Genomic DNA, 24,050 nt, shown 5'->3' on the forward strand with positions numbered 1-24,050 from the left:
GTTCGACTATCTGAATATGGCAGCAAGGCGGCTCCGGCCGCCTTGCGCAGATAAACCGGATCAGGTGCCCGATTTGATCTTGGTCCAAAGACGGGTAACAACCCGCTGAGTCTTCGACGGATAAGGCGTCGTGATATAGAGATTCTGCATGGTTGTCTCATCCGGATAGATCGCCGGATCGCCAATCACGTCTTCCTCAAGAAACTCCTGCGAGGCCTTGTTGCCATTGGCGTAATAGACATAGTTCGACGCGGCCGCCATGTTGTTGGCGTCCAGAATGAAATTCAGGAACTTATGCGCGCCTTCCGGGTTCGGAGCATCTGCCGGAATGGCCATCTGGTCGAACCACATCAGCGAGCCTTCGGCAAACGGGTGGTACTCGATCTCCACGCCATTGTCTGCCTCAACCGCGCGGTCCCGCGCCTGCAGGATATCGCCTGACCATCCAACAGCCACGCAGATATCACCATTGGCCAGCGCGTTGATATATTCCGAACTGTGGAACTTCTGGATATGCGGACGGACACTGGCCAGAATCTCTTCGGCCTTCTTGATGACATCCGGATCATGACTGTCAGGATCCTCACCGATATACTGCAATGTCATCGGTATCATCTCAGCTGGCGCATCCAGGAAATGTACCCCGCAAGAGGCCAGCTTCTCCATGTTCTCTGGTTTCAGAACCAGGTCCATACTGTTCAGCGCCACGTCGTCGCCAAGAGCTTCTTTGACCTTGTCGACATTCACGCCGATACCGGTCGTGCCCCACATGTAGTTGATCGAATACGCGTTGTCCGGATCATAGCCGGCGGTACGTTCCTGGATCACATCCCACAAATTGCCTGCGTTCGACAACTTGGACGCATCCAGCTCCTGAAACGCGCCGGCCTGGATCTGACGCTGAAGGAACGTGCCAGACGGCACGACCACGTCATAGCCTGATCCACCGGCCAGCATCTTGGTTTCCAGAACCTCGTTACTGTCGAATACGTCGTAGATCAGGGTCAGACCTGTTTCTTCTTCAAACTTGCTCAGCAAATCTTCGTCGATGTAGTCGGACCAGTTGTAGACACGCACTTCTTCGGCGAAGGCCGCCGAAGTCCCCAATGCGATTACCGCTGTTAGTGTCAGCGTCTTGATTGACATTTTTCTCTCCCTGAAAGTGTACGGGTATTTTCCCGTTTTTTTGGATTTGATCAAGTTTTGCGTTTTCCCCCGTTCCGGCGTATGGTTTCACGAGGTCTGATACCAGGCAAGTCACCAATACCGGAAACAGGGCAAACTAGTTGGATTTGATCAAAAATAAGGCAGCGCGCCAACAGGAAGGCCCCGGGAAACAACCGGCACATGAGCAGGTTTACCAGACCCTCAGGTTACAGATCATGTATGGTGACCTGATACCGGGACAGCCCGTCACGATACAGGGCCTGACCGATTCGCTGGGTGTCGGAATGACCCCCGTGCGCGAAGCGATCCGGCGTCTCATTTCAGACGGAGCATTGGTTTTTCAGGGCAATCGCCGGGTCAGTGTTCCCTTGTTATCCGGCGACGATGTCCAGCAGATGATATTTGCCAGAAAGTCAATAGAATCAGAGCTTTCCCGCCGCGCCACAGCGAATTTGAAAAGCCGCGATATTGATCAGCTTGAGCGTATTGACCTGCGGCTGGACCGCACAATCGCGGACGGTGATGTCGGCGGGTATCTACGGCTGAACCACGCGTTCCATGAAATGCTCTATTCCTATGCGAACGCACCAATCCTCAACGATCTGGCGGATCGGCTCTGGCTCAGGTTCGGCCCCTCTTTGCGCGTAGTTTGCGGTCGGTTCGGAACTCGCAGCCTTCCGGATCGGCACAAGGATATCATCGCCGCCCTGCGGGCACAGGACGCTGACAAAGCGGCCCGGGCAACCGCTCAGGACATCGAACAGGGGATGGAACTGATGGTTGGCGCCCTGGACAGCCCATAAGAATGGGTCGATTCGATTGACAGTCTAAAATTTGATCATATTGTGATCGGCAACCGCTCTTGCGCAGGAGATTCTCTGATGTCGACCATCACCAACCACATGCCGACCGCCGAGTTGCAGGCGCTGGATGCGGCTCATCACATTCATCCATTTTCCGCCAACGGGGCATTGGAGCAGGAAGGCGCGCGCGTCATCACCCGCGCCAACGGGGTCTACCTGACTGATAGCGAAGGCGAAGAAATTCTGGATGCCATGGCGGGCCTCTGGTGCGTCAATATCGGCTACGGCCGTGATGAGCTGGCCGAGGTTGCTGCCCGACAGATGCGCGAATTGCCGTATTACAACACGTTCTTCAAGACGACCCATGTTCCTGCAATCGCGCTGGCCGCCAAGATTGCCGAATTGGCGCCGGGCGATCTGAACCATGTCTTCTTCGCCGCAGGCGGGTCCGAGGCCAACGATACAAACATCCGCCTTGTCCGCACTTACTGGGCCGAGAAAGGTCAGCCCGACAAGAATATCATCATCAGCCGCCACAACGCATACCATGGCTCATCCGTTGGGTCGGCTTCACTGGGCGGCATGGCCGGGATGCACGCGCAAGGCGGCATTCCGATCCCAAACATCCATCACATCAACCAACCGAACTGGTGGGCAGAAGGCGGTGACACGACGCCCGAGGAATTCGGCCTGGCCCGCGCGCGCGAGTTAGAGGAAGCCATCCTGGAACTGGGTGAAAACCGTGTCGCAGCCTTTATCGCCGAACCCGTGCAAGGTGCGGGCGGAGTAATCGTCGCACCCGACACCTATTGGCCGGAAATCCAGCGCATCTGTGACAAATACGAAATCCTTCTGATCGCGGATGAGGTGATCTGCGGCTTTGGCCGGACAGGCAACTGGTTCGGTTCCGAAACAGTTGGCATCAATCCAGATATCATGACCATCGCCAAGGGCCTCAGTTCGGGCTACGCGCCCATCGGGGGCTCTATTGTCACCGATGAGATCGCCGAGGTCATTGGCGGCACCGAATTCAACCACGGCTACACCTATTCCGGTCACCCTGTTGCCGCTGCCGTGGCCCTGGAAAACCTGCGCATCCTCGAAGAAGAAAAGATCGTCGAGCACGTCCGCGACGTCGCCGCCCCATATCTGAAAGAAAAGTGGGAAGCTCTCGCCGATCACCCGCTGGTGGGTGAAGCGAAGATCGTTGGCATGATGGCTTCGATCGCACTAACCCCTGACAAAGCCAGCCGCGCGAAATTCGCCTCTGATCCGGGTAAGGTCGGTTACATCTGCCGCGACCGCTGCTTTGCCAACAACCTGATCATGCGCCATGTGGGCGACCGGATGATTATCTCACCGCCGCTGATCCTGACCCCTGAGGATATCGACGAGATGTTCATACGCATCCACAAATCTTTGGACGAGGCTCGGGCCGAGATCATCGCGCAGGGGTTGATGAAGGCCGCCTCCTGATCCGCCTGCTTCATCTGGCCAAAAATATCCCGGGGGAGTCGCCAAAGGCGACGGGGGCAGAGCCCCCGCCGCTACCTCAACCGTTCCAGCAACCGCAGAGATGGATACCCGTCCGGCACCAAACCCCAAGCCAATTGATAGGCGCGAACCGCGTTGATCGTATTTGGACCGGTACGACCGTCGATACCCTGCGTGTCAAAACCGGCCTCCGTCAGTCGGGTTTGCAGCTCTTTCTTCTCGGTAAAGCTCAGCGCCCGGTCACCGCGCGGCCAGTTGGCCTGAAAGCGGCTTTGGCCAGCAAGTCGATCGGACAGATGACCGATCCCGATCACATAAGCGTCGGCGCCGTTGTAAGCCTCGATTGCTTTGAAATTATCAAAGATCATCAAAGCAACACCCTGCCCGCCTGCGGGCAGCAGGATGGCGGCTTGACCATGATCCGGCACCGCGCCGCCCTCAGCGGAAAGAACCCCGTGGGTCGCCCATTCCGATGGCAAAAGTGTAAAACCGCGCTTTGCCGTGGCATAATCAAACCCTTCGGGCAACTGCACCTCAACACCCCATGGCTGCCCTTTGGTCCAGCCATGCCGGGCCAGATATGACGCTGCCGAGGCCAGCGCGTCCGCCGGATCATCCGACCAGATATCCCGTCGACCATCACCGTCGAAATCCACCGCGTGATCCAGAAACGAGGTCGGCATGAACTGGGTGTGCCCCATGGCACCCGCCCAACTGCCGACCATATCCTCAGGGCGCACATCCCCGGCCTGAATGATCTGTAATGCAGCAATCAGTTGCGCCTCAAAGAACTGCGCGCGGCGCGCGTCAAACGCCAGCGTGGCCAAAGATCGGATAGTCGGATCACTGCCACGATGCGACCCGAACGAGGTCTCAAGCCCCCAGAGTGCTGTCACAACCTCTTTTTCGACACCGTAGGTTGCCTCGATCAGTTGCAGAATTTCTCGATGCCGTTCCAGCCCGGCCAGCCCGTTTGAAACGCGCGTATCTGACACGGCAGAATCCAGATATTCCCAGATCGGCTTAGAGAATTCCGCCTGATTGCGATCTCGTTTGATGACCTCCTTGTCGTAAGTCACCCCAGCCAGCGCCGCATCCAGCGTCGCAGCTTCAATCCCTTGCGCAGCAGCCCGCTCTCGAAACGCGCCAAGCCAGGCCTGAAATCTTGCGTTACCTTCTGCCGACACGTGCTGCCCCTTGATCGCAGGCCTCAGAACCGGCCGAATTGATACCATGACATCCGCCGAGGCCAATTTCATGGCCTTGGGGAACTCCAAGTTCTGCGACTGTTTTGTCGTTTCCGCCTGCACAATGGATGCCCATAATGCAGCGGTCATGACGCCGCTTATGCATTTTCGCATTCCGATTTTCCTGATTACTGCTCGGGCATCAGGATAGCGCAAAACCGAATTTTCACAAAGTGCTCACTCTGCACCCTCGCGGTCTTTTGCTTCCCGCTCGGCGCGAATGCGGGCCAGCGCCTTACGCAACAAAGGCACACGGTTGGGCCTGAAACTTTCGTCTGTCACCGACATTTCCCGCATCCGATCCAGACGGAAAACCCTGAAATCCTGCCGCAAATGGCACCAGGACAACAACACGCTGGCGCGGTCCATGTAGACGATACTCAGCGGATTGACCCGGCGTTGGGTGTCATCACCTTTGGCGTCCGTATAAGCGAACTCAATCGCACGTTCGTCCCATGTGGCCTGCCTCAGACTGGCCACGTCAACGCTTGGCCTTGCCGGGCGGTCAAAGCGGGTTGCGGTCAGAACCGCGTGGCTCAGGCGATGCGACTGTCTTGGCGGCAAGCGCCCCTGCAACTTCCGCAGGGCTGCGCTGGCTGCGTCAGACAAGCCCGGATCGCCAATCGCCTGCACCTCGCGCAGGCCCAGAACCAGCGCTTCCAGTTCGTCATCGGTAAAACTCAGCGGAGGCAAGGTGGCGTCTTCGATCAAGGTGAAGCCAAAGCCAGCCTCGCCATCGATCACGGCGCCAAGACCGCGCAACGACTCTATATCGCGATGAACGGTTCGGGCGGATACACCCAGATCCTGCGCCAGTTGCACCGATGTTTTCGGCGAAGGGCCAGAGCGTAGGGCTTGCATCAATTGAAACAGACGGGCGGTGCGGGACATGATTCAGCCTAACGTACACCTGATGACAATAACTGTCATTAGCCGCCGCTATCCATGGGCCACCATAATCACGGAGCCAAAGATGCTGACCCTTCTGACCTTTCCCGCCGCCTTTGGCCTGTTCAGCGCCAGCCCCTTCTGCGTAAAAACCGCTCTGATGCTGGAACACTCGGGCCAGAAATGGCAGCGATCCGACCTTTTGGACCCCAGCAAGATGCCACATCAGAAACTGCCTGCCCTGCGCACGCCCGAACGCCTGCTGCCCGACAGCGACCTAATTCGCGACTGGCTTGAAGCACAGGGGGCCGATTTCGACCAAGGTCTTAGTGACATTGAAAAAGCCCAATCGCGCGCCCTGATCCGCATGGCCGAAGAGCATATCTATTACCACATCGTCCTGGATCGTTGGGGCAATGATCAGGTCTGGCCGATCCTGCGCGAAATGTTCTTTTCCGGCATTCCCGCCCTGATCCGAAAACCGGTAAGCAGCGCCATTCGCAAATCGGTCATGAAGCGCGTGGATGGGCAAGGCGTATCGCGGTTTTCGGATGCCGAGCGAACCGACCGGCTTGAGAGCGATCTCGAGGCGATCTCGGCCTATCTGTGGCAATCGCCTTTTCTGCTGGGGGATCGACCAACCGCTGTGGATATGAGTGTTGGCCCCATTCTTGCCACCATGCGGGCAACACCGGCGGATACACCGCTGACCCGACGGATAAAACAGGATAATCTACTGAACAGCTATATCGACCGCATGGAACAGGCGATACCCATCGTATGAGACCGTTTGACAATCCAAAAGTCGCCTCTGCGTTCGAGGCCCTGCCCCCGCCCACCCGCACAGGCGCATTGGCTCTACGCGATCTCATCTTTGATACAGCCGCATCGCTGTCCGGCGCACCCCTCATTAACGAGGAGCTGCGTTGGGGGCAGCCTGCTTATCTGGCACCCAAAGGATCGACAATTCGGCTCGGCGGGCACAAATCAGCGTCCTTTGCCCTGTTCGTGCATTGCCAAAGCCGGTTGATGGGGGATTTCACATCGGTTTTCCCGGGCGAAGATCGGATTGACGGAACCCGCGCGGTTCTGTTTGACAGCCCCGATCAGATCGACCCGAACCGCCATGGCTGGCTGATTGCCCGGGCGCTGACCTATCACCTCTGACGCCGTTTGCGTTCCACCTTACGCTTGATCTTGTCCTTCTTGCGCTTGGTGCTGACAGCCTTGCGCCGAGCGCCCCTTTTGGCCGGGCCGCGTCCCCGAGGCAGCGCCTGATCGTCGATGGACAGCAGCTCCAGCTCCAGCCCACCGGTAACCGGTGTCGCCTCGGTCAAGCGCACGGTGACGCGTTGACCTATCGCGATGATCAGGCCGGTGTCCGATCCCATCAACGTGCCTGCCTCACGGTCGAAGTGGAAGAACTCCCGCCCCAGAGAGCGCACAGGCACCAGACCATCCGCGCCCGTTTCGTCCATCTTCACAAACGCTCCGAACCGGGCAATGCCGCTGACCCGGCCAGTGAACTCGTTGCCCACACGCTCACTCAGATACGCCGCCAGATAACGGTCGGTCGTATCGCGTTCAGCCATCATCGAGCGGCGTTCGGTGTCCGAGATATGGGTGGCCGTTTCCTCCAGCCGTGAGATTTCATCCTCGGTCAGCCCGTCCTTGCCCCAGCCGTGGGCCGAGATCAGCGCGCGATGCACGATCAGGTCGGCATAGCGCCGGATGGGAGAGGTGAAATGCGCGTAGTTCCGCAATGCCAAACCGAAATGGCCAAAGTTCTCGGGGTTGTAATAGGCCTGCGCCATTGACCGCAGGGTGGTCAGGTTGATCAGCTCCGCATCCTCGGTTCCGGCGGCAGCGTTCAACAGCGCGTTCAGATGCCGGGTTTGCAGCACCTGCCCCTTGGCCAGGTTAAGCCCTGCCGCCTGTGCCGTTTCCCGCAGGCTTTCCAGCTTCTCGGGCGCGGGCTCTTCATGCACCCGGAACAGCAGCGGTCGGCGTTTGGCAATCAGAGTCTCTGCGGCGGCGACATTGGCGAGGATCATGAACTCCTCGATCAGCTTATGCGCATCCAGCCGGTCGCGGAAGGCCACGCTGGTCACTTCGCCGGTGTCGGACAGGACGATCTTGCGTTCGGGTAAGTCCAGTTCCAACGGCTGCCGCATGGACCGCGCCTTTTTCAACGCGGCATAGGCGGCGTAGAGCGGTTTCAGTACCGTCTCCAACAACGGCCCGGTGCGGTCGTTTGGCGTACCGTCGATGGCCTCCTGCACCTCGGTATAGTTCAACGAAGCGGCAGAACGCATCAGACCCCGCACAAACCGGTGACCGATCTTGTTGCCCTCGGCGTCGATCTGCATCCGCACGGCGATACAGGCGCGCGGGACGCCCTCGTGCAAAGAACACAGGTCCCCTGACAGACGGTCGGGCAACATCGGGACAACGCGGTCGGGGAAATAGCTGGAATTGCCCCGCTTGCGCGCTTCGCGGTCCAGCGCGGTACCGGGCTGCACATAGGCGGCGACGTCAGCTATGGCGACCCAGATAACGTGGCCGCCGGGGTTCTTGGGGTCTTCATCGGCATGCGCATAGCAAGCATCGTCATGATCGCGCGCGTCCGCAGGGTCGATGGTCAGCAGCGGCATGTCCCTCAGGTCTTCGCGTCCCTTTAAACCGACGGGTTTGGCCTTGTCGGCCTCGTCGATCACCTTGTCAGGAAAATCGTCCGGGATACCGTGCTGATGGATCGCGATCAGCGAAACCGCCTTGGGTGCAGTGGGGTCGCCAAGCCGCTCGACGATCCGCGCGCGGGGCAGACCCATGCGGTTCTTGGGCCCGGCCTGTTCGGCCTCGACCAGCTCACCGTCCTTGGCACCCAGAACCGCCCCGTCCGCAACCAGCCATTCGGTGGACCCCGCCTTGTCGATGGGCACGATCCGCCCGCCCTCGGCCCCTTTGCGGAAGATGCCGACGATCTTGCGCGGGTTGGTACCAATGCGGCGGATCAGGCGCGCCTCATAATTGTGGTCTTCCTCATGCACCACGGTCAGGCGGGCCAGAATGCGATCACCCTCGCCCAGCGCAGGATCGCTGGCGCGGGCAATGATCAAAACAACTGGCTCAACCCCTTCGCCATGCCATTCCAAGGGGCGTGCGAACAGATCACCATCCGCATTGGGTGCCTTGACCTGCAATACACTGACCGGCGGCAGACGATCCGGGTCGCGATAGCTGCGCTTGCGCTTTTCCAGATGACCCTCTGCCTCAAGATCCTATGAGAAAGCGGCGACTGGTGCCAAAATCGCGCCGTCAAACACAGAATAGGAGAACACGAATGTCCACCACAAACGCCACCGCAGCACCAGTCTTCGGCGAGAATAACACGGTCTACGTCGCAGTGGAAATATCACGCAAGTCTTGGGTGTTCGGGATTAAAAGCCCGACCCGGGATCGGATCGGCCTGCACGTGCTTCCAGCGGCAGACACGGACGCCCTCAAAACCCTGATCGAAGAACAACAGGCCAGGGCAGAGCGAGTGCTTGGCCAGCAGGTGCGCGTCCTTTGCTGCTATGAAGCTGGTTATGAAGGCTTCTGGTTGGCCCGCTGGCTGGATCAGTTCATGTCGATTGAGACAATCGTACTGGATCCGGCCAGCTTGCTGGTCAATCGCAAGGCTAAACAGCGCAAGACCGACCGGATCGATGCCAAGAAGATGGTGCGGGCGCTGTTAGCGCATGATCGAGGCGACAGTTCGGTTCTCAGCCAGGTGCGTGTTCCGAATGTTGAACAGGAAGACCGTAAACGTCTGCTTCGAGAACGTAATCGATTGGTCAAAGATCGAACATCTAAAACAAACTCGATCAAGGGGTTGCTGAAGCTGCACGGCATCTTCGATCTCGACCCTCGGAGCAAAGACTTTGAAGCGCGGTTCAATGAGGTGAAAACCGCCTATGGGACGCCGTTCCCTGCACAGGCCCGCAAGGAAATATTGCGGATTCTGGATCGGATGCAACTGGCCGAGAAACAGATTGCGGAGGTTGAGGCTGAACGTGACGAAGTTGCCTGCAAGGGCGCAACGATAGCGATAGCTGATACGGTCGCAGGCAGCGATGAACAGGTGGCCGCAAAGATTGCGACACTCAGCCAGCTCAAAGGGATCGGCGCGAACGATGCCACTTTGCTGGTCAATGAGGTCTTCTACCGAGACTTCCGCAATCGCCGCGAACTGGCCGGTTGGGTTGGGATCGCACCGACTCCCCATGCAAGTGGCGATACGGAACGGGATCAGGGGATCGGCGGCGATGGCCCTGGATGGATCCGCGCAAACCTGATCCAAATGGCCTGGCGCTGGGTTAGATATCAGCCTGATAGCGCGCTCAGCAAGTGGTTTGAAAAGCGCACTGCAGGGGCAAAAGGGCGCATGCGCAGGGTGATGATTGTAGCACTCGCTCGCAAACTGCTGATTGCGCTATGGCGTTTCTGTGAAACCGGGCTCGTTCCCACTGAGGCAAAACTCGCCTGACCCTATAGAATCTAGTCTGGCCGGACGCGGCAGGGCTGGAGACCGGGCGGTGTGTGACCGTAATGGCACGAGGCTGAAAGACGCCGATCCCGAGATGGGTCCCACCTCCGGAACGTTGTGCCCGCAGCACGCGGGATTGTGGGAGAGTACCAGCGTCGCTGGAAGCCACCCGGATATAAGTTTGGTGAAGCGCACACAAGGCGCAACCGTTGCAAAGAAACGTTCCGACCCGAATACCAAGCCAGCAAGGCCGCCTGAACGAAGGAAAACGAAATGCTCTAGAACCCAAAATCTCCGGGCTTGACAACCGCTTTCTCATATAAGCTCTTTGAGGATGCGCTTCAGATCAATCCGATCCGCGCCCTTGATGCCGAAGGCTTTGGCGATATCACGTTTCGAAGTCAGGGTGGGGTTCGCCGAGATCCAATCGAGGACCTCCTGCTTGGTGGGAATGCGAGTCATAATTCCGGCCTATCACGCGGATGCGACCGCGTCATGACCAAAAAGCAGCGCGGCAAATACGTGGGTCGGGTCAGGCAAAATAATCGCGCAAAATACGTGCGTAGATGTTCTTGAGTTGATGAATCTGCGCGACCTCGACACATTCATCGACCTGATGCATCGTACGCCCGACAAGGCCGAATTCAACCACCGGGCAGTGGTTCTTGACGAACCGCGCATCCGACGTGCCCCCTGTAGTTGACAATTCGGGCTGTATGCCGGTCTCGGCCTGAACTGCGCGGGCAACAAGATCAGAAAGTGCGCCCGGCGGTGTCAGGAAGCTTTCGCCCGAAATCTTGATCCTGGTGTCGACCTGAACACCAAACTCATCTGCGACTTGCGCGGCTTCGGACAGCAGCCAGTCACTGAGACTGGCCCCGGTGTGGCTGTCATTAAAGCGGATATTGACAGCACTGGTGCATTGGGCCGGAATGACATTTGTGGCGGGATTACCTGTGTCCATTGTCACCACGGCCAGGGTTGACGCATCGAAATGATCCGTGCCGTGATCCAGCTTGTGGCTGGCCAACCGATCCATCAACCGCGCCATCACGGGCAACGGATTTTTGGCCCGGTGCGGATAAGCGGAATGTCCCTGAACACCTGTTACCGTAAACCACGCGGTCATTGATCCCCGGCGACCTATCTTGATCATGTCACCCATCCGGTTGGGGCAAGTAGGTTCACCGACCAGACAGGCGCTCATACGCTCGCCTTCTTGCTCCATGAAATCCAGAAGGGCTGTGGTGCCGTCCAGCGCGTCGCCTTCCTCATCCCCGGTGATGGTCAGGATAATGGCCCCGTCCGGCGGCGTATCCCGTACGAACTCAACAGCAGCGGCGGCAAAAGCCGCCACCCCGGATTTCATGTCTGTCGCCCCTCGCCCATACATCACGCCATCGCGGATCTCGGCCCCAAAGGGTGCGACAGTCCATGCGGCTTCGTCCCCGACCGGAACAACATCGGTATGTCCATTGAATCCAAAGCTGCGTGCGTGCCCCTTTTGCCCCCAGCGGGCAAACAGATTGGCAATGCCCCCACGATCAACGCGGGTGCAGTCAAACCCGGCCTCAGACAGAAATTTTTCCAGCAAAACCAGTGCCCCACCTTCATCAGGTGTGACCGATGGGCAACGGATCAGATCTGCGGTCAGCTGAACGGGATCGGTCATAGAAAGCCTCGTGGGTTGGTTCCGGCCTGGGTTCGTACACAGATTCAACGAATTGGCCGGATTGCCAACCCCAACCAGCCGGATTTCCCGTACAAATCCACCGGTGTTTCACAATGATATGCGAATAAAACACGCAAGATGACCCCGCGACCGACTTGCCGCACGCCCTGCAAGTAAGATAGAGGGCCGCGAAACAGGTGAATTGACAATATGCGCGCCCTCTTCGCTCTGATCTGCCTGACTTTCGCGGTTCTTGCTCAGCAAAGCCAGGCTCAGTCCCTTACGGTCACCACCGTGACCCGCCCTCCGTTTTCCTATGTCGAAGACGGAGCCCAAACCGGCTTTTCGATGGATTTGCTCGAGGCGCTGTCCGAGGCATTGAACTGGGATTACTCGGTCAACCGTGTCGAGGGCTTTGGTGACATGCTTTCGGCGGTTCAGGACGGCAGCGCCGATCTGGCAATCGCAAACATCTCAATCACGGCGTCGCGCGAAACGATGATGGATTTCAGCCAGCCAATTTTCGAGGCAGGACTGCAGATCATGGTCCCCTCGGACGCAGCGCGGCGACCATCTCTGCTGCAGGCGCTGTTGTCGCGCGAGCTGTTCATCGCCATCGGTCTGGCCTTCGCCATCCTGCTGGGCGGCGGCATGCTGATGTGGGGCTTTGAACGCCGTGCGCAACCATATTTCGACCGCAAACTGAACGAGGCCTGGTTCCCGTCTTTCTGGTGGGCGCTGAACCTTGTCGTCAATGGCGGGTTCGAGGAACGCATGCCGCGCACTCCGTTCGGCCGTCTGTTGGGCGTGGTTCTGGTGGTCTCGTCCCTGTTTATCGTATCGGTATTCACGGCCCGTATCACCTCGGTCATGACCGTGGATGCCATCAGCGGCAACGTGAACTCTGTCAACGATCTTTACGGAAAGCAAGTCGGGACCATCTCGGGGTCGACCGCAGCGAATTTCCTCAACCGCCGCGAAATCGAGTTTGCAGGTTACAACGATCTGGACAGCTTGCTGGCGGCTTTCACGGGCAAAGACCTGGATGCTGTCGTTTTCGATGCGCCCATCCTGTCATATTTCGCGGCCCATGACGGACGCAGGATTGCAACCATGACCGGCGGCATCTTTCTGCGCGAGAATTACGGCATCGCGTTCCCAACCGGGTCACCCCTTGTCGAAGAGGTCAACCAAGCGCTTCTGGCCCTGCGTGAAGACGGCACTTATGATGAGATTTACCGTAAGTGGTTTGGGATGCGGAACTAGTCCGCGTCCCCGTAAAACGGAGTCATCTGGGCGACAATAACCGCGTTTTCATCCAGCGCCCGCTGCATCAGAGCGCGTTCATCGGGGTCTATCTCATGCCCCTGAGCCTCTCGTTCGGCCAGAGTGCCGTATCCGGTGACGTCCAACGGTGCCGTGTCTGCCTGTTTCAGGATCGCCACCGTTTCGCGCACCGCTTCGGCTTCATCAACTCCGCTGGCAAAACACATCAACGCCGCCCCGGTCGCGCCATCAGGCAGGCCGTCGCCTTCCTTCCGTCCGATCTGCACGAGAAGGGTATAAACTTGCTGACGCGAGGGCTTTTTTTGCTTTTCCATATCTGGGGCCATACCGGTGCGCTTAACCCCGGTCAAGCCGCCGGGAAATTGCTAACGTCCCGCTTTGCCGTCATAGTGCCCATGCAAGCCATTTCATTCTTACAGAGGGCGTTTCATGTCTTACCCCGATTTCATCAAAAGTTTTCCAGGCCTCGAATTGCCGTTCCCCGATGATGTGGTGCAAACTGCGGTGATCCGGTCAGATTCAGGACTGGTTGCGTTCTTCACTTTTCTCAAGGATTTTGAACTGCCCGCACATTCGCACAAGGCGCAATGGGGCACGGTGATTGAGGGCGAAGTTGAACTGACTATCGGGACAGAAACCAGAACATACCGCCCGGGCGACAGTTATTCTATTCCGTCAGGCGTTGAGCATGGCGGTCGGATTCAGGCCGGGACGCGGGTCATTGACGTATTCGAAGAACCGGACCGATATCCGATCAAATCCTAAAGAAAAAGCCGCAGCAGGTCGCGGCGGCTTTTGTTCGGTTTTGTAACTGCCTTAGTCACGCAGCAGTTCGTTAATCCCGGTTTTCGAGCGGGTCTTTTCGTCGACACGCTTCACAATCACCGCACAATACAGGCTGACATTGTTCTTCGACGGCATCGAGCCCGCCACGACCACCGAATAGGGCGGCACTTCGCCATACATGACTTCGCCGGTTTCGCGGTCAACGATCTTGGTGGATTTGCCGATAAAGACGCCCATGCCCAAAACCGAACCTTCACGGACGATACAGCCTTCAACCACTTCGGACCGTGCACCGATAAAGCAGTTGTCCTCGATGATGGTCGGACCGGCCTGCATGGGCTCCAACACACCGCCGATACCAACGCCACCCGACAGGTGCACGTTCTTGCCGATCTGTGCGCAGGACCCAACAGTGGCCCAGGTGTCGACCATGGTGCCTTCGTCCACATAAGCGCCAAGGTTCACAAAGGACGGCATAAGCACCACGCCCGGCGCAATGTAGGCCGATTTACGGACGACACAGTTTGGAACCGCGCGGAAACCGGCGGCTTGCCACTGGTTTTCACCCCAACCGGCGAACTTGCTGTCCACCTTGTCCCACCAGCCACCAGCCTGCGGGCCGCCCGGCTGGATTTCCATGTCCTTGACGCGGAAGCCCAACAGAACCGCCTTTTTGGCCCATTGGTTCACATGCCAGTCGCCATTCTCCAGTTTCTCGGCAACACGCAGAGATCCACTGTCCAATGCGTTCAGCGTATCATCGATCGCTTCGCGTTGTTCGCCGGTTGTCGCTGGGCTGATCGAGTCGCGGACCTCCCATGCGGCTTCGATGGCGGCTTCCAGTTGCGCGTTGGACATGGGGTTACTCCGTCAGACTCTGTTCACGTTGGTCTGGCCTATACGCAAGGGAAAGCGAGGGCGCAATGCGACGCAGAGGGTTCTGATTGCGTCTTTTGCCATTTGTCGCGTGAAACCGCGCAAAGATTGGGGGATAGTTGCGGAAAACGGGTTAATTGGCCCGCCGGATATGGCGCACCAGAATCGAGGTCGCAGCGGCGGCATCCTTGGTTTTCAATGCCTGAACAATAGCCGCATGGTCCGTATCGACACGCTGTACCCATTTGGGCCGCCAATGGGCAAACAAGTGCCTGGCGCTGGCAATGTGCAGATCATCGATCGTGTGCAGCAGGCGCGCCATTCCACAGGGGGTCAGGATCGCACGATGAAAGATGCGGTTGCGCGCTTCCCATAGCGGCATACTGTCGGCCCTGTCACAGGCAAGACGGGCCTCGTCAGCCAATTTCAAGGCCGCAGGCGTCATATTCTGGGCCGAGTGCTGCAACGCCAGCGTCTCAAGCGCGACACGCATCTCGATCACTTCCCGCACTTCGGCTGGGTCCAGTGCAGTTACGCGCATGCCCCGGCGCGGCTCACTTTTTGCCAATCCGTGGGCTTCGAGGCGCAACAACGCCTCGCGCACGGGCACATGACTGGTGTCAAAGGACCGGGCGATATGGTCCTGGCGCAGCTTCTCACCGGCCAGCAAGTCGCCAGTGATGATTTGCTGACTAAGGTGTTGATAGATCGTGTCGGCGATGGTCGCGGTCATGAATTATAGATAAAAACCATAACTCACTTCCACAAGCGGATAATTTACCCCTGCAACGGATCCGGAGCGATATTTCCACCGCACACCAGCACCGCAACTTTCTCGCCCTCTTCCGGCTGATAAGCCCCACATGCCAGGGCCGCCAACGCCGCTGCTCCGGCGGGCTCGACCAGAATGCGATGGGCCTGCCACAGGGTTTTTTGGGCATTGGCTATCGCCTCATCCGGGACAAGAACCGAAGCCATGCCCTGTGCCAACCCGTAGCAGATCGACCCGATCCGGCGTGCGCCCAGCGCATTGGCCGCGATCCCCGAAACAGAAACGTCTACCGGTTCGCCAGCCCTAAGCGCCGCGTTCAGCGCGCAAGAGGTCTCGGGCTCGACCGCAACGACCTTTCGCGCGCCCTGAAACCATGCCAAAGCTCCGGCGATCAATCCACCACCGCCGACGGCCACAAGAACCGTATCGGCCTGCAGGCCCTGCGCATCCCATTCGGCAAAGCAGGTACCCTGACCGGCAACCGTGGCAGGGGCGTCATAAGCATGGATTTGCATCGCGCCCGACGTCTCTTCGTGTTCTTGCGCCATGATCAGCGCGTTCGCGTATTCTCCGGGCACGACACTAAGGTCGGCTCCGATACGTTCGATCAGGGCAATCTTGGACGGCCCCGCAAGCTCGGGCACAAAAATCTTAGCAGGATGGCCCAGCGCTCGCGCCGCATAGGCCGCCGCTGCCCCATGATTGCCGCCAGATGCTGCGACAACGCCCGCCTTGGGTACATCCGTGCTGAGCAAGGTATTGAACGCCCCGCGCGCTTTGAAGCTGCCGGTGTGCTGTAGATGCTCCAGCTTCATTTCGACGGGATAGCCCAATCCCAAAGCGTGGCTGTCCAACACCGGCGTGACCTGCGCGTATCCTTTGATACGGTTCCGCGCTGCGGATATTTCACTCTTCCAATCCATTCTTGTCTTTCCGTGACTGGCACTCTGCCCGCGAACCCTATAGCTGTTTGACAAACACGCAAGCAGGGATCGATCACCGATGAGAGAAGACCGCCACAGCCCGTTCCGCGACGCGCAGACCGACCGCTCGACCGCGAGCGAGGTTCCGGACACGCCGCAGACGCGATCCCCGGCCTATCGCCTTGCCTTTGCCGATGACGAATTCCTATGCCGGGATGAGCTGCGCCCAGTGCGTCTGCAACTGGAACTGCTGAAACCCGAGATGATCATGAGCGAGCGCGAGATCACCTCGACCATTGTCATGTTCGGCGGCGCTCGGATTCCTGAGCCATCGCAAAAACACACCGCGCGGACGGAAACCTTGGCCGGTCTGTCGCAGTATTACGATGAGGCGCGCGAGTTTGCCCGTCTGATGACCGAGAAATCCAACGCCACAGGCTGCCGCGAGAATGTGATCGTCACCGGCGGCGGCCCCGGCGTGATGGAGGCCGGAAATCGCGGCGCGCAGGATGCGGGCGGCTGTTCCATCGGTCTAAACATCGTGCTGCCGCATGAACAGGCACCGAACCTGTATGTCACGCCCGACCTCAGCTTTAATTTCCATTACTTCGCTATCCGCAAGATGCACTTCCTGATGCGCGCCCGCGCCATCACCATCTTCCCCGGTGGTTTCGGCACGATGGATGAACTGTTCGAATCCCTGACCCTGATCCAGACCGGCCGGATGGATCGCGTGCCCTTCCTGCTGTTTGGCCGCGCGTTCTGGGAGAAGGTGATCAACTGGGAGGCTCTGGCCGACGCAGGCACCATATCGGACGAAGACCTCGACCTGTTCCGCTTTGTCGACACCGCGCAAGAGGCCGTCGATATCATCGAGAACTGGGAACCCGCCCCGCCCCGCGACGCAATTCCGGGGCGCTGAGCCATGGCCCCCAAGATCGGAGAGATGCTGCACCTGCGCGGGAACACCCTGAACAAGGGTGAGCCGGTGGCGTTGCCGCTGACCCAAAGCAGCATGTTCCATCTGCCGGGCGCGCCGGACGGCCATGCCACATATGGCCGGGTCGACAACCCGACATGGGTGCAGTTGGAGCACGTGCTGTCGCATCTGGAAGATGCACCCTGCCTCATCTTCCCGTCGGGCATGGCAGCGATTTCTGCGGCGTTGTTTGCAACCCTAAAGGCTGGATCGCGCGTTCTGATCCCATCGGACGGTTATTACGTCACGCGTCTGCTGGCCGACCGGTTCCTATCTCATCTGGGGGTGGTGGTTGAGGAACGCCCGACCACAGCGTTCACCAAAGGTGGTTTTGACGGGTTCGATGTGGTGCTCGTCGAAAGCCCCTCAAACCCCGGTCTGGACATGATTGACCTTGGGGCCGTGGCAGAACAGGTGCGCGCTGCGGACGGTATCACAATCGCCGATAACACAACGATGACTCCGCTGGGCCAACGGCCTCTGGACCTTGGCATAGATGTTGTCGTGTCGTCTGACACCAAGGCGATGGGCGGTCATTCCGACGTGCTGATGGGTCACGTCGCAAGCCGCAGCACACAGATCATGGAGCGGGTCGAGGAATGGCGACGCGTTTCCGGCACGATCCCCGGCCCGCATGAGGCATGGCTGTTACATCGCGGACTGGAGACACTGGACGTGCGGTTCGACCGAATGTGTAATTCGGCGCAGGTCCTTGCCGAAAGATTGGTTGTGCATCCGGCTGTCAACAAAGTCCGCTACCCCGGCTTGCCGGATGATCCATCTCACGCGCTGGCACAGGCACAGACCGCGCGGTTCGGCTTTCTGCTGTCCCTGACGCTGGACAGCGAAGACCAGGCCGAGGCCTTCATCAATACCTGCCCGCTTTTGCGCCCCGCAACCTCCTTCGGCGGTGTCCACAGCTCGGCCGAGCGCCGGGCGCGTTGGGGCGATAATGTCGACCCAGCCTTCATTCGGCTGTCAGTCGGATGCGAGCCGGTCGAGGAGCTGTGGCAGGCCATCGAAAACAGCCTGAACGCCCTGTGACTACTGCTTAGGCTCACGCAGTTCGGTGAACACGTAGATCGGCAGCACGATACTGCCGATCAAAGCACCCAACCACACAAGCAGCGTCGCGGCCAGCAGGTTAGAGATGCCACCAATCGTAAGCCCTGCAGTGATCAAATCCGTGACCAACAGGCCGACGAAAGTCACGATCAACGCGATCCCACCTTTCAGGGCTGGTGCTTTCTTCTCACCCAGCTTCAGGATCAACGGTTCTGCCACAACCTGAACCACAGTGAACACGATCACGACGACGATGAAGGATAAAGGCCGGATCGCAAACCCGGACAGCAGCAGCATCGCCAGTAACAACCCGATGGCATTTCCGGCCAGCAAGGCCAAAGCGGACTTAATTCTGCGCGACATGGGTCGGCCTCCGTCAATCACAGGTTAAAACATGCAGATATTAGCAGGCTTGCAGGATTTTTCGAGCCAATTCAATCGCCTCTTCCTTTTGGCCAGTTGAAAACGCATGATAAAACACATTCATCAAGATCAGACATGCCCACGACCTGCGAGAGTGTGATGAGCGACGACCCCTATTCCGTACTTGGCGTTGCGAAGGATGCCAGCGACGCCGAGATCAAGAAAGCCTACCGGCGTATCGCCAAGGAGTGCCACCCGGACCTGAAACCGGGAGACGCCGAAGCCGAGGCCAAATTCAAGGCCGCAGCCGCTGCCTACGATCTGTTGAAAGACCCCGAGACGCGGGCAAAGTATGACAACGGCGAAATCGACGCTTCGGGTCAGGAGCGTCCCCAACAACAATACTATCGCGATTATGCCGAGGCCGCGGGCAACCCCTATCGTGGACGTCAGGCCAACCCGGACGATATGTCCGACATCTTCGCCGAGTTCATGCGCGGGCGCGGCGGATTCAGCGGTCAGCACACGCAGGAGTTCCACGCGCCGGGCCATAACCTGAACTATTCGCTTCAGATCAGCTTTCTGGATGCGGTGTTCGGGGCCAGCCAAAAGCTGACCCTGCCAGATGGCGATCGGATCGAGGTCAAGATCCCCGCCGGTATCACTGACGGGCAGACCATCCGGCTGCGGGGCAAGGGCGCTCCGGGTTATGGCGAGGGTCCTGCGGGCGACGCACTGGTGACAGTTTCAGTCGCCAAACACCCAGTATTTGATCGTCAGGGCGATGATATTCATATCTCTCTGCCGATCACCATCGATGAAGCCATTTTGGGCGGCAAAGTCCCGGCCCCCACCATCGATGGCGGGGTGAATGTCAGTGTTCCGGCAGGCACAAGCAGCGGCAAAACGCTTCGGCTGCGCGGCAAGGGAGTCAAGAAACGCGGCTCGTCCGAGCGTGGGGATCAGTTGATCGAGTTGACGGTCACGATGCCGGACAAGATTGACGATGAATTGAAGCAATTCATGGAGACCTGGCGGGAAACACATCGCTACGATCCGCGGAAAGGAATGCCGTCATGACCTTGACCGAGAAAGAACTGATCGAAACCATCGCCCGCCTGACTTCGGACCGTCTAACCGAATATCTGGCCGCCGAAATCGTGATCCCCGAGCAATCGGAACAGGGGTTGGTCTATCACAGCATCGACGTCGCGCGGCTGGAACTGGCCTGCGAGTTGCACGAACAATACGATATGGAGGCCGATGCGCTGTCGATGATGATCTCGCTGATCGACCAGATGCACGGGCTGCGGGCCGAGCTGCGCGAGGTTCTGAGCGCAGTTGAAGCGCAACCCGAACCGGTGCGGCAGCAACTGGTCGAGGTGATCGGCACAGCGCGGTTCCGTCGCAGGTAGTGGGGTTTTGGCGACGCAGGATTTGCCGTAGAAACCCGCCTTGATCCTTTGCCCGGTAGCCCCATGACCCAGTCCAGATCCGAATTGCTGATGCCTGCGGGCAATCTGCGAAAGTTGAAACTCGCCATCTTGTACGGCGCGGACGCGGTCTATCTGGGCACGCCGGATATGTCGCTGCGCACCAAGTCCGAATTTTCGCTGGAAGAGGTGATCGAAGGGGTTGAGTTCTGCCACCGGCATGGGCGGCGCGCCTATCTGACGCTGAACCTGTTTTCGCACAATAGAGACATCCCGAAGCTGGATGAATACATCGACACGGTCCGTAAGGTGAAGCCCGACGGGTTGATCATCGCTGACCCCGGCGTCTTTCAATACGTACGCGAGCGTGCCCCTGAATTGCCACTGCATATCTCGACCCAGGCCAATATCTGTTCATGGCTCTCGGTGAAGTTCTGGCAGGATCAGGGGGCCGAGCTTGTGGTGCTGGCCCGCGAAGTCTCTTACCCCGAACTGGTCGAGATCCGCGAGAAATGCCCCGACATCAAGCTTGAGGCGTTCGTACACGGCGCCATGTGCATGACCTATTCGGGCCGCTGCCTGCTGTCGAATTTCATGGCTGAGCGCGGCGCGAACCAGGGCAACTGCGCCAATTCCTGCCGCTGGAACTATGGTCTGAAGCTTCGCCTCAAGGATGGCACACATCAGGAATTGCGCATAACGGACGAAAACGCCGACCTGTTCGAGTTCCTTCTGGAAGAGGGTTGTCGCCCCGGCGATCTGATGCCCATCGAAGAGGATGATCGCGGCTCGTACATCCTGAATTCCCGCGACCTGTGCATCATGCCGAAACTGGATGAGTATCTGAAGATCGGCGTCGACAGCCTCAAGGTCGAAGGGCGCGGCAAGTCGGAATATTACGCCGCCATTGTCGCGCGTGCCTATCGTATGGCCATCGACGACTATCACGCGGACCCTGACAACTGGGACCCGAAGCCCTATATGCGCGAACTCGAAACCGTCGGAAACCGTGGCTACACGCTGGCCTTCCACGAAGGTCGCCTGACCAACTATGCGCATGACTACGAGCACACGGCCTCAATCGCGCAATGGGAATATGCCGGGATCGTCACCGAAGTGACCGAAGATGCGTTTCTGGTCGAGGTGAAGAACAAGCTTGAACCGGGCGACGTGCTGGATTTCGTCTCGCCGATTTCACGCGAAACGGTTCTACTGCGGGTCTATGATTTCGAACGCGCCCACGATGGCGCGCGGCTGGACGCGGTGCATGGCAGTACAAAAACCATCATCCGCCTGCCCTTTGCCCTGTTCGATCACGAAGACATCGAAGACCTGCGCGCGCGGTTCCCCGTCTACTCGGTCCTGCGCAAGGAACGCGCGCTGACTGACGAACATTGGAGCCGCATCCGCTTTGACAAGCTTGTGCAGGGTCTGGAAACGACTGGCCGCACCAATCCCCAAGCGTATGAGCGCCGCCGCAACGAGTTGGTCGAAAGGATCGGAGAAGATGGCAACGAGCGTCGTTTCAAGACGAACCGCATCGGTACCGAGGGCTGTTGCGGCAAAGGCTGCAACGGCTGCCTGATCTTCTGGCAGGACGAAAAATACGCCAAGGCGCGCGAGGTTCTGTCCAGGCGCAAACAGGGCGAACAGCTTAGCCGGCGCGAGGCGACCGCACTGAAACTCCCGGATCAGGTCGTCTGAGGGTCACTGCGCGACGCGGTACTCCTCGGGGACATAAAACGTGTAATCCCGGTCAGCGACGGCCTCGTGACAGTCATGGCAATAGGCTACCGCACCTGCGCGGTCTCCCATCGTGTCGCCAAACAGCGAACCATCCGGCAGCACCATGATATAGCGCCAGTCAGCTGTATCGGGGCTGGTGTCTTTGGGTAGTTTTTCCATCACGAACATGGCACCAACAAAGACCTTGCCCTCATCCGTCACCGTCATACTGTCCTTGGCCAGAACCGATCCGGCGGGCAGGACCTCGCCCTCGGCCAGGGTCCCGTAGTTGTGCGCCATCCGGTTGGCATAGCTGTTTACAAAGCGCTGCCCATGCGTGGCCGAGATATAGGGCGCGTCGTTGAACAGAGGCCAGTTCTGATAGTTGCGGATTAGGTCAAGCTGAGCCGCCGCATAACCTCGGGCCATGCGCCGCGTCAATGAGCGGTAATGCTGATTTGCCTCATCCTTGGTCAGCTCAGCCGGGTTTTCGATGGCCAGATGCGCATCCTGTTCATTGGTCTGCGCAATGGTTCCAGACACTCCGGCTAGCAGAACGGCCAAAGCCGCAATTCCCTGCGTGTGTTTTGTAATCATCGTGGTGGCCCATCCGTCTTTGATACGGTTTCGCCTGAACGCCGCCCCGGTTCACCCGTTCACAAAATAGCGGCTCTGAAAATTCTTTCTATGACCCGGATCACAATCTCACCGCCTTGTGCGTGAAGTTGAGACCGCTTGATCGCAATTAAACATTAGCAAATTTGAAGATGAATAGACAGATGGCGCAGAGTATTTCATCCGTGCCTTGCACGTGCATCAGTGCTTTCAACCCAAACCGGCTTCGGATTCGATCTGCTTACGCGATTTGCGGGCGCGTTCCGTGGCCGATTTCAACTGACCGCACGCCGCCATGATGTCCTCGCCCCGTGTCTTGCGGATGGGGGAGGCATAACCGGCGTGATAGATGATATTCGCAAACGCCCGGATACGGTTGTTCGAACTGCGCTTGTACGGCGCGCCGGGCCATTCGTTGAACGGGATCAGGTTGATTTTGGCCGGGATATTGTGGCGCTTGATATGCGCGATCAGTCGATGCGCATCTTCGTCGCTGTCATTCACGCCGTCCAGCATCACATATTCAAACGTGATCCGCTCCGAGTTCGAGGCATTGGGATAGCTGGCAAGCGCCTGTAGCAGTTCCTCGATATTCCAACGCTTGTTGATCGGAACCAGCACATCGCGGGTCTCATTGGTGGTCGCATGGAACGAGATCGCCAGCAGGCAACCGATTTCCTCAGCCGTGCGCGCGATCTCAGGCACCACACCCGACGTCGACAGAGTGATCCGGCGTCGCGACAGGGAAATCCCCTCGGGGTCCATCGCAATCTTCATCGCGTCGCGGACGTTTTCGAAATTATAAAGCGGCTCGCCCATGCCCATCAGAACGATGTTCGACAAAAGGCGGGTTTCATCCTTCGGCGCGCCCGGGGTCGGCCATTCCTCAAGATCGTCGCGTGCCATCATCACCTGACCGACAATTTCCGCCGCGGTCAGATTGCGCACCAATTTCTGCGTGCCGGTGTGGCAGAAGGAACAGGTCAACGTGCAGCCGACTTGCGATGAGATACACAGCGTGCCGCGATCCTCTTCTGGGATATAGACAACCTCGACCTCATGCCCACCAGCGATGCGGCACAGATATTTGCGCGTGCCGTCCTCAGAGACCTGACGCGTCACCACCTCAGGGATTTCGATCACGAAATTCTCGGCCAGCTGCGCGCGATAGGCTTTGGCGAGGTTGGTCATCTCGGCAAAGTCGCGAACACCCCACTGGTAGATCCACTGCCAGATTTGCCCGGTGCGCATCTTGGCCTGCTTTTCAGGCGTCCCATATTCGATCAACGCCGCACGCAATTGATCGCGGGTCAGACCGACAAGGTTGATCTTCCCCTCGGGCAGTTTGCGGGGGATGGTCATGACGTCTTGAGTGATCGGCGCTTTGGGCGACATTTGGCGTATCTCTGCGGATTCTGGCTTGG

The 24,050-nt window shown here is 58.6% G+C and carries 24 protein-coding genes and 1 pseudogene; 12 read left to right on the forward strand and 13 right to left on the reverse strand.

Translation table 11 applies throughout. The features are described from left to right. Positions 1–60: 60 nt before the first annotated feature. Positions 61–1,146, reverse strand: a complete 1,086-nt coding sequence (locus ACP0GE_RS09425) for a polyamine ABC transporter substrate-binding protein (RefSeq protein WP_424831695.1) — start codon at positions 1,144–1,146, stop codon at positions 61–63. A gap of 140 nt (positions 1,147–1,286) precedes the next feature. Between ACP0GE_RS09425 and ACP0GE_RS09430 the strand changes: the two genes are divergently transcribed. Both ACP0GE_RS09430 and ACP0GE_RS09435 read left to right on the forward strand, forming a co-directional pair. Beyond that, entirely contained in the window at positions 1,287–1,970 is a 684-nt protein-coding gene (locus tag ACP0GE_RS09430) for a GntR family transcriptional regulator (protein WP_424831696.1), read from the forward strand. A 78-nt stretch (positions 1,971–2,048) separates the two neighbouring features. Continuing rightward, positions 2,049–3,446, forward strand: coding sequence for an aspartate aminotransferase family protein (locus ACP0GE_RS09435; protein WP_424831697.1), 1,398 nt, complete (start codon positions 2,049–2,051; stop codon positions 3,444–3,446). A 71-nt stretch (positions 3,447–3,517) separates the two neighbouring features. Here the strand turns inward: ACP0GE_RS09435 and ACP0GE_RS09440 are convergent, their stop codons facing one another. Together ACP0GE_RS09440 and ACP0GE_RS09445 are read right to left on the reverse strand one after the other, a co-directional pair. After that, positions 3,518–4,825: a lytic murein transglycosylase gene (locus ACP0GE_RS09440; protein WP_424831698.1), complete on the reverse strand. Its 1,308-nt coding sequence runs from the start codon at positions 4,823–4,825 to the stop codon at positions 3,518–3,520. Positions 4,826–4,888: 63 nt separating this feature from the next. Beyond that, entirely contained in the window at positions 4,889–5,602 is a 714-nt protein-coding gene (locus ACP0GE_RS09445) for a helix-turn-helix transcriptional regulator (RefSeq protein ID WP_424831699.1), read from the reverse strand. An 82-nt stretch (positions 5,603–5,684) separates the two neighbouring features. Between ACP0GE_RS09445 and ACP0GE_RS09450 the strand changes: the two genes are divergently transcribed. Next, positions 5,685–6,383, forward strand: a complete 699-nt coding sequence (locus tag ACP0GE_RS09450) for a glutathione S-transferase family protein (protein WP_424831700.1) — start codon at positions 5,685–5,687, stop codon at positions 6,381–6,383. Next, positions 6,380–6,766: a DUF1801 domain-containing protein gene (locus ACP0GE_RS09455; RefSeq protein ID WP_424831701.1), complete on the forward strand. Its 387-nt coding sequence runs from the start codon at positions 6,380–6,382 to the stop codon at positions 6,764–6,766. Before ACP0GE_RS09450 ends, ACP0GE_RS09455 begins: the two co-directional genes overlap by 4 nt. On the opposite strand, the pseudogene rnr reads toward ACP0GE_RS09455, so the two are convergent. Then, positions 6,757–8,880 (reverse strand): annotated as a pseudogene (gene rnr, locus ACP0GE_RS09460) (ribonuclease R); the annotation flags it as partial. The gene ACP0GE_RS09455 and the pseudogene rnr sit on opposite strands and share 10 nt — an antisense overlap. Before the next feature lie 62 nt (positions 8,881–8,942). Between rnr and ACP0GE_RS09465 the strand changes: the two are divergent. Continuing rightward, positions 8,943–10,130, forward strand: coding sequence for an IS110 family transposase (locus tag ACP0GE_RS09465; RefSeq protein ID WP_424831702.1), 1,188 nt, complete (start codon positions 8,943–8,945; stop codon positions 10,128–10,130). Between the two features lie 315 nt (positions 10,131–10,445). On the opposite strand, the gene ACP0GE_RS09470 is transcribed toward ACP0GE_RS09465, so the two are convergent. Beyond that, positions 10,446–10,592 carry a hypothetical protein gene (locus ACP0GE_RS09470; RefSeq protein WP_424833886.1) on the reverse strand — a complete coding sequence of 49 codons (147 nt, stop codon included), beginning with the start codon at positions 10,590–10,592 and terminating at the stop codon, positions 10,446–10,448. 70 nt (positions 10,593–10,662) lie between these two features. Next, complete coding sequence (gene dapE / locus ACP0GE_RS09475) at positions 10,663–11,802, reverse strand: succinyl-diaminopimelate desuccinylase (protein ID WP_424831703.1); 1,140 nt, start codon at positions 11,800–11,802, stop codon at positions 10,663–10,665. A 210-nt stretch (positions 11,803–12,012) separates the two neighbouring features. Here dapE and ACP0GE_RS09480 point away from each other — a divergent pair, with 210 nt between their 5' ends. Further along, positions 12,013–13,068: a transporter substrate-binding domain-containing protein gene (locus ACP0GE_RS09480; RefSeq protein ID WP_424831704.1), complete on the forward strand. Its 1,056-nt coding sequence runs from the start codon at positions 12,013–12,015 to the stop codon at positions 13,066–13,068. Here ACP0GE_RS09480 and ACP0GE_RS09485 read toward each other — a convergent pair. Beyond that, positions 13,065–13,403: a hypothetical protein gene (locus ACP0GE_RS09485; RefSeq protein WP_424831705.1), complete on the reverse strand. Its 339-nt coding sequence runs from the start codon at positions 13,401–13,403 to the stop codon at positions 13,065–13,067. The genes ACP0GE_RS09480 and ACP0GE_RS09485 overlap by 4 nt on opposite strands. Before the next feature lie 115 nt (positions 13,404–13,518). On the opposite strand from ACP0GE_RS09485, the gene ACP0GE_RS09490 reads away from it, so the two are divergent. After that, positions 13,519–13,854, forward strand: coding sequence for a cupin domain-containing protein (locus ACP0GE_RS09490; protein ID WP_424831706.1), 336 nt, complete (start codon positions 13,519–13,521; stop codon positions 13,852–13,854). A gap of 51 nt (positions 13,855–13,905) precedes the next feature. Here the strand turns inward: ACP0GE_RS09490 and dapD are convergent, their stop codons facing one another. The 3 genes from dapD to ACP0GE_RS09505 all read right to left on the reverse strand — a co-directional run bounded on the left by dapD (position 13,906) and on the right by ACP0GE_RS09505 (position 16,446). Then, positions 13,906–14,733, reverse strand: a complete 828-nt coding sequence (gene dapD, locus ACP0GE_RS09495; RefSeq protein ID WP_424831707.1) for a 2,3,4,5-tetrahydropyridine-2,6-dicarboxylate N-succinyltransferase — start codon at positions 14,731–14,733, stop codon at positions 13,906–13,908. Positions 14,734–14,884: 151 nt separating this feature from the next. Continuing rightward, on the reverse strand, positions 14,885–15,484 hold the full coding sequence (locus ACP0GE_RS09500; RefSeq protein WP_424831708.1) for a GntR family transcriptional regulator: 600 nt from the start codon (positions 15,482–15,484) through the stop codon (positions 14,885–14,887). Positions 15,485–15,528: 44 nt separating this feature from the next. Continuing rightward, positions 15,529–16,446 carry a serine/threonine dehydratase gene (locus ACP0GE_RS09505; RefSeq protein ID WP_424831709.1) on the reverse strand — a complete coding sequence of 306 codons (918 nt, stop codon included), beginning with the start codon at positions 16,444–16,446 and terminating at the stop codon, positions 15,529–15,531. 79 nt (positions 16,447–16,525) lie between these two features. Between ACP0GE_RS09505 and ACP0GE_RS09510 the strand changes: the two genes are divergently transcribed. Beyond that, a complete protein-coding gene (locus ACP0GE_RS09510; RefSeq protein ID WP_424831710.1) occupies positions 16,526–17,368 on the forward strand; it encodes a TIGR00730 family Rossman fold protein in 843 nt (280 codons plus the stop codon). 3 nt (positions 17,369–17,371) lie between these two features. Beyond that, complete coding sequence (locus ACP0GE_RS09515) at positions 17,372–18,469, forward strand: cystathionine gamma-lyase (RefSeq protein ID WP_424831711.1); 1,098 nt, start codon at positions 17,372–17,374, stop codon at positions 18,467–18,469. Here the strand turns inward: ACP0GE_RS09515 and ACP0GE_RS09520 are convergent, their stop codons facing one another. Beyond that, positions 18,470–18,853, reverse strand: coding sequence for a hypothetical protein (locus ACP0GE_RS09520; protein WP_424831712.1), 384 nt, complete (start codon positions 18,851–18,853; stop codon positions 18,470–18,472). It abuts the gene before it with no gap. Positions 18,854–19,012: 159 nt separating this feature from the next. Here ACP0GE_RS09520 and ACP0GE_RS09525 point away from each other — a divergent pair, with 159 nt between their 5' ends. The 3 genes from ACP0GE_RS09525 (at position 19,013) to ACP0GE_RS09535 (ending at position 21,990) form a co-directional block, all read left to right on the forward strand. Continuing rightward, on the forward strand, positions 19,013–19,933 hold the full coding sequence (locus tag ACP0GE_RS09525; protein WP_424831713.1) for a DnaJ C-terminal domain-containing protein: 921 nt from the start codon (positions 19,013–19,015) through the stop codon (positions 19,931–19,933). Continuing rightward, positions 19,930–20,268: a hypothetical protein gene (locus ACP0GE_RS09530; protein ID WP_424831714.1), complete on the forward strand. Its 339-nt coding sequence runs from the start codon at positions 19,930–19,932 to the stop codon at positions 20,266–20,268. The genes ACP0GE_RS09525 and ACP0GE_RS09530 overlap by 4 nt, the downstream gene beginning before the upstream one ends. 63 nt (positions 20,269–20,331) lie before the next feature. Next, positions 20,332–21,990 carry a U32 family peptidase gene (locus tag ACP0GE_RS09535; protein WP_424831715.1) on the forward strand — a complete coding sequence of 553 codons (1,659 nt, stop codon included), beginning with the start codon at positions 20,332–20,334 and terminating at the stop codon, positions 21,988–21,990. A gap of 3 nt (positions 21,991–21,993) precedes the next feature. On the opposite strand, the gene ACP0GE_RS09540 is transcribed toward ACP0GE_RS09535, so the two are convergent. Together ACP0GE_RS09540 and rlmN are read right to left on the reverse strand one after the other, a co-directional pair. Next, on the reverse strand, positions 21,994–22,608 hold the full coding sequence (locus ACP0GE_RS09540) for a cytochrome P460 family protein (protein ID WP_424831716.1): 615 nt from the start codon (positions 22,606–22,608) through the stop codon (positions 21,994–21,996). A 228-nt stretch (positions 22,609–22,836) separates the two neighbouring features. Next, on the reverse strand, positions 22,837–24,021 hold the full coding sequence (gene rlmN / locus ACP0GE_RS09545; protein WP_424831717.1) for a 23S rRNA (adenine(2503)-C(2))-methyltransferase RlmN: 1,185 nt from the start codon (positions 24,019–24,021) through the stop codon (positions 22,837–22,839). Positions 24,022–24,050 lie beyond the last annotated feature (29 nt).

It is taken from the genome of Ruegeria sp. (assembly GCF_965243365.1).
GTDB lineage: Bacteria > Pseudomonadota > Alphaproteobacteria > Rhodobacterales > Rhodobacteraceae > Ruegeria.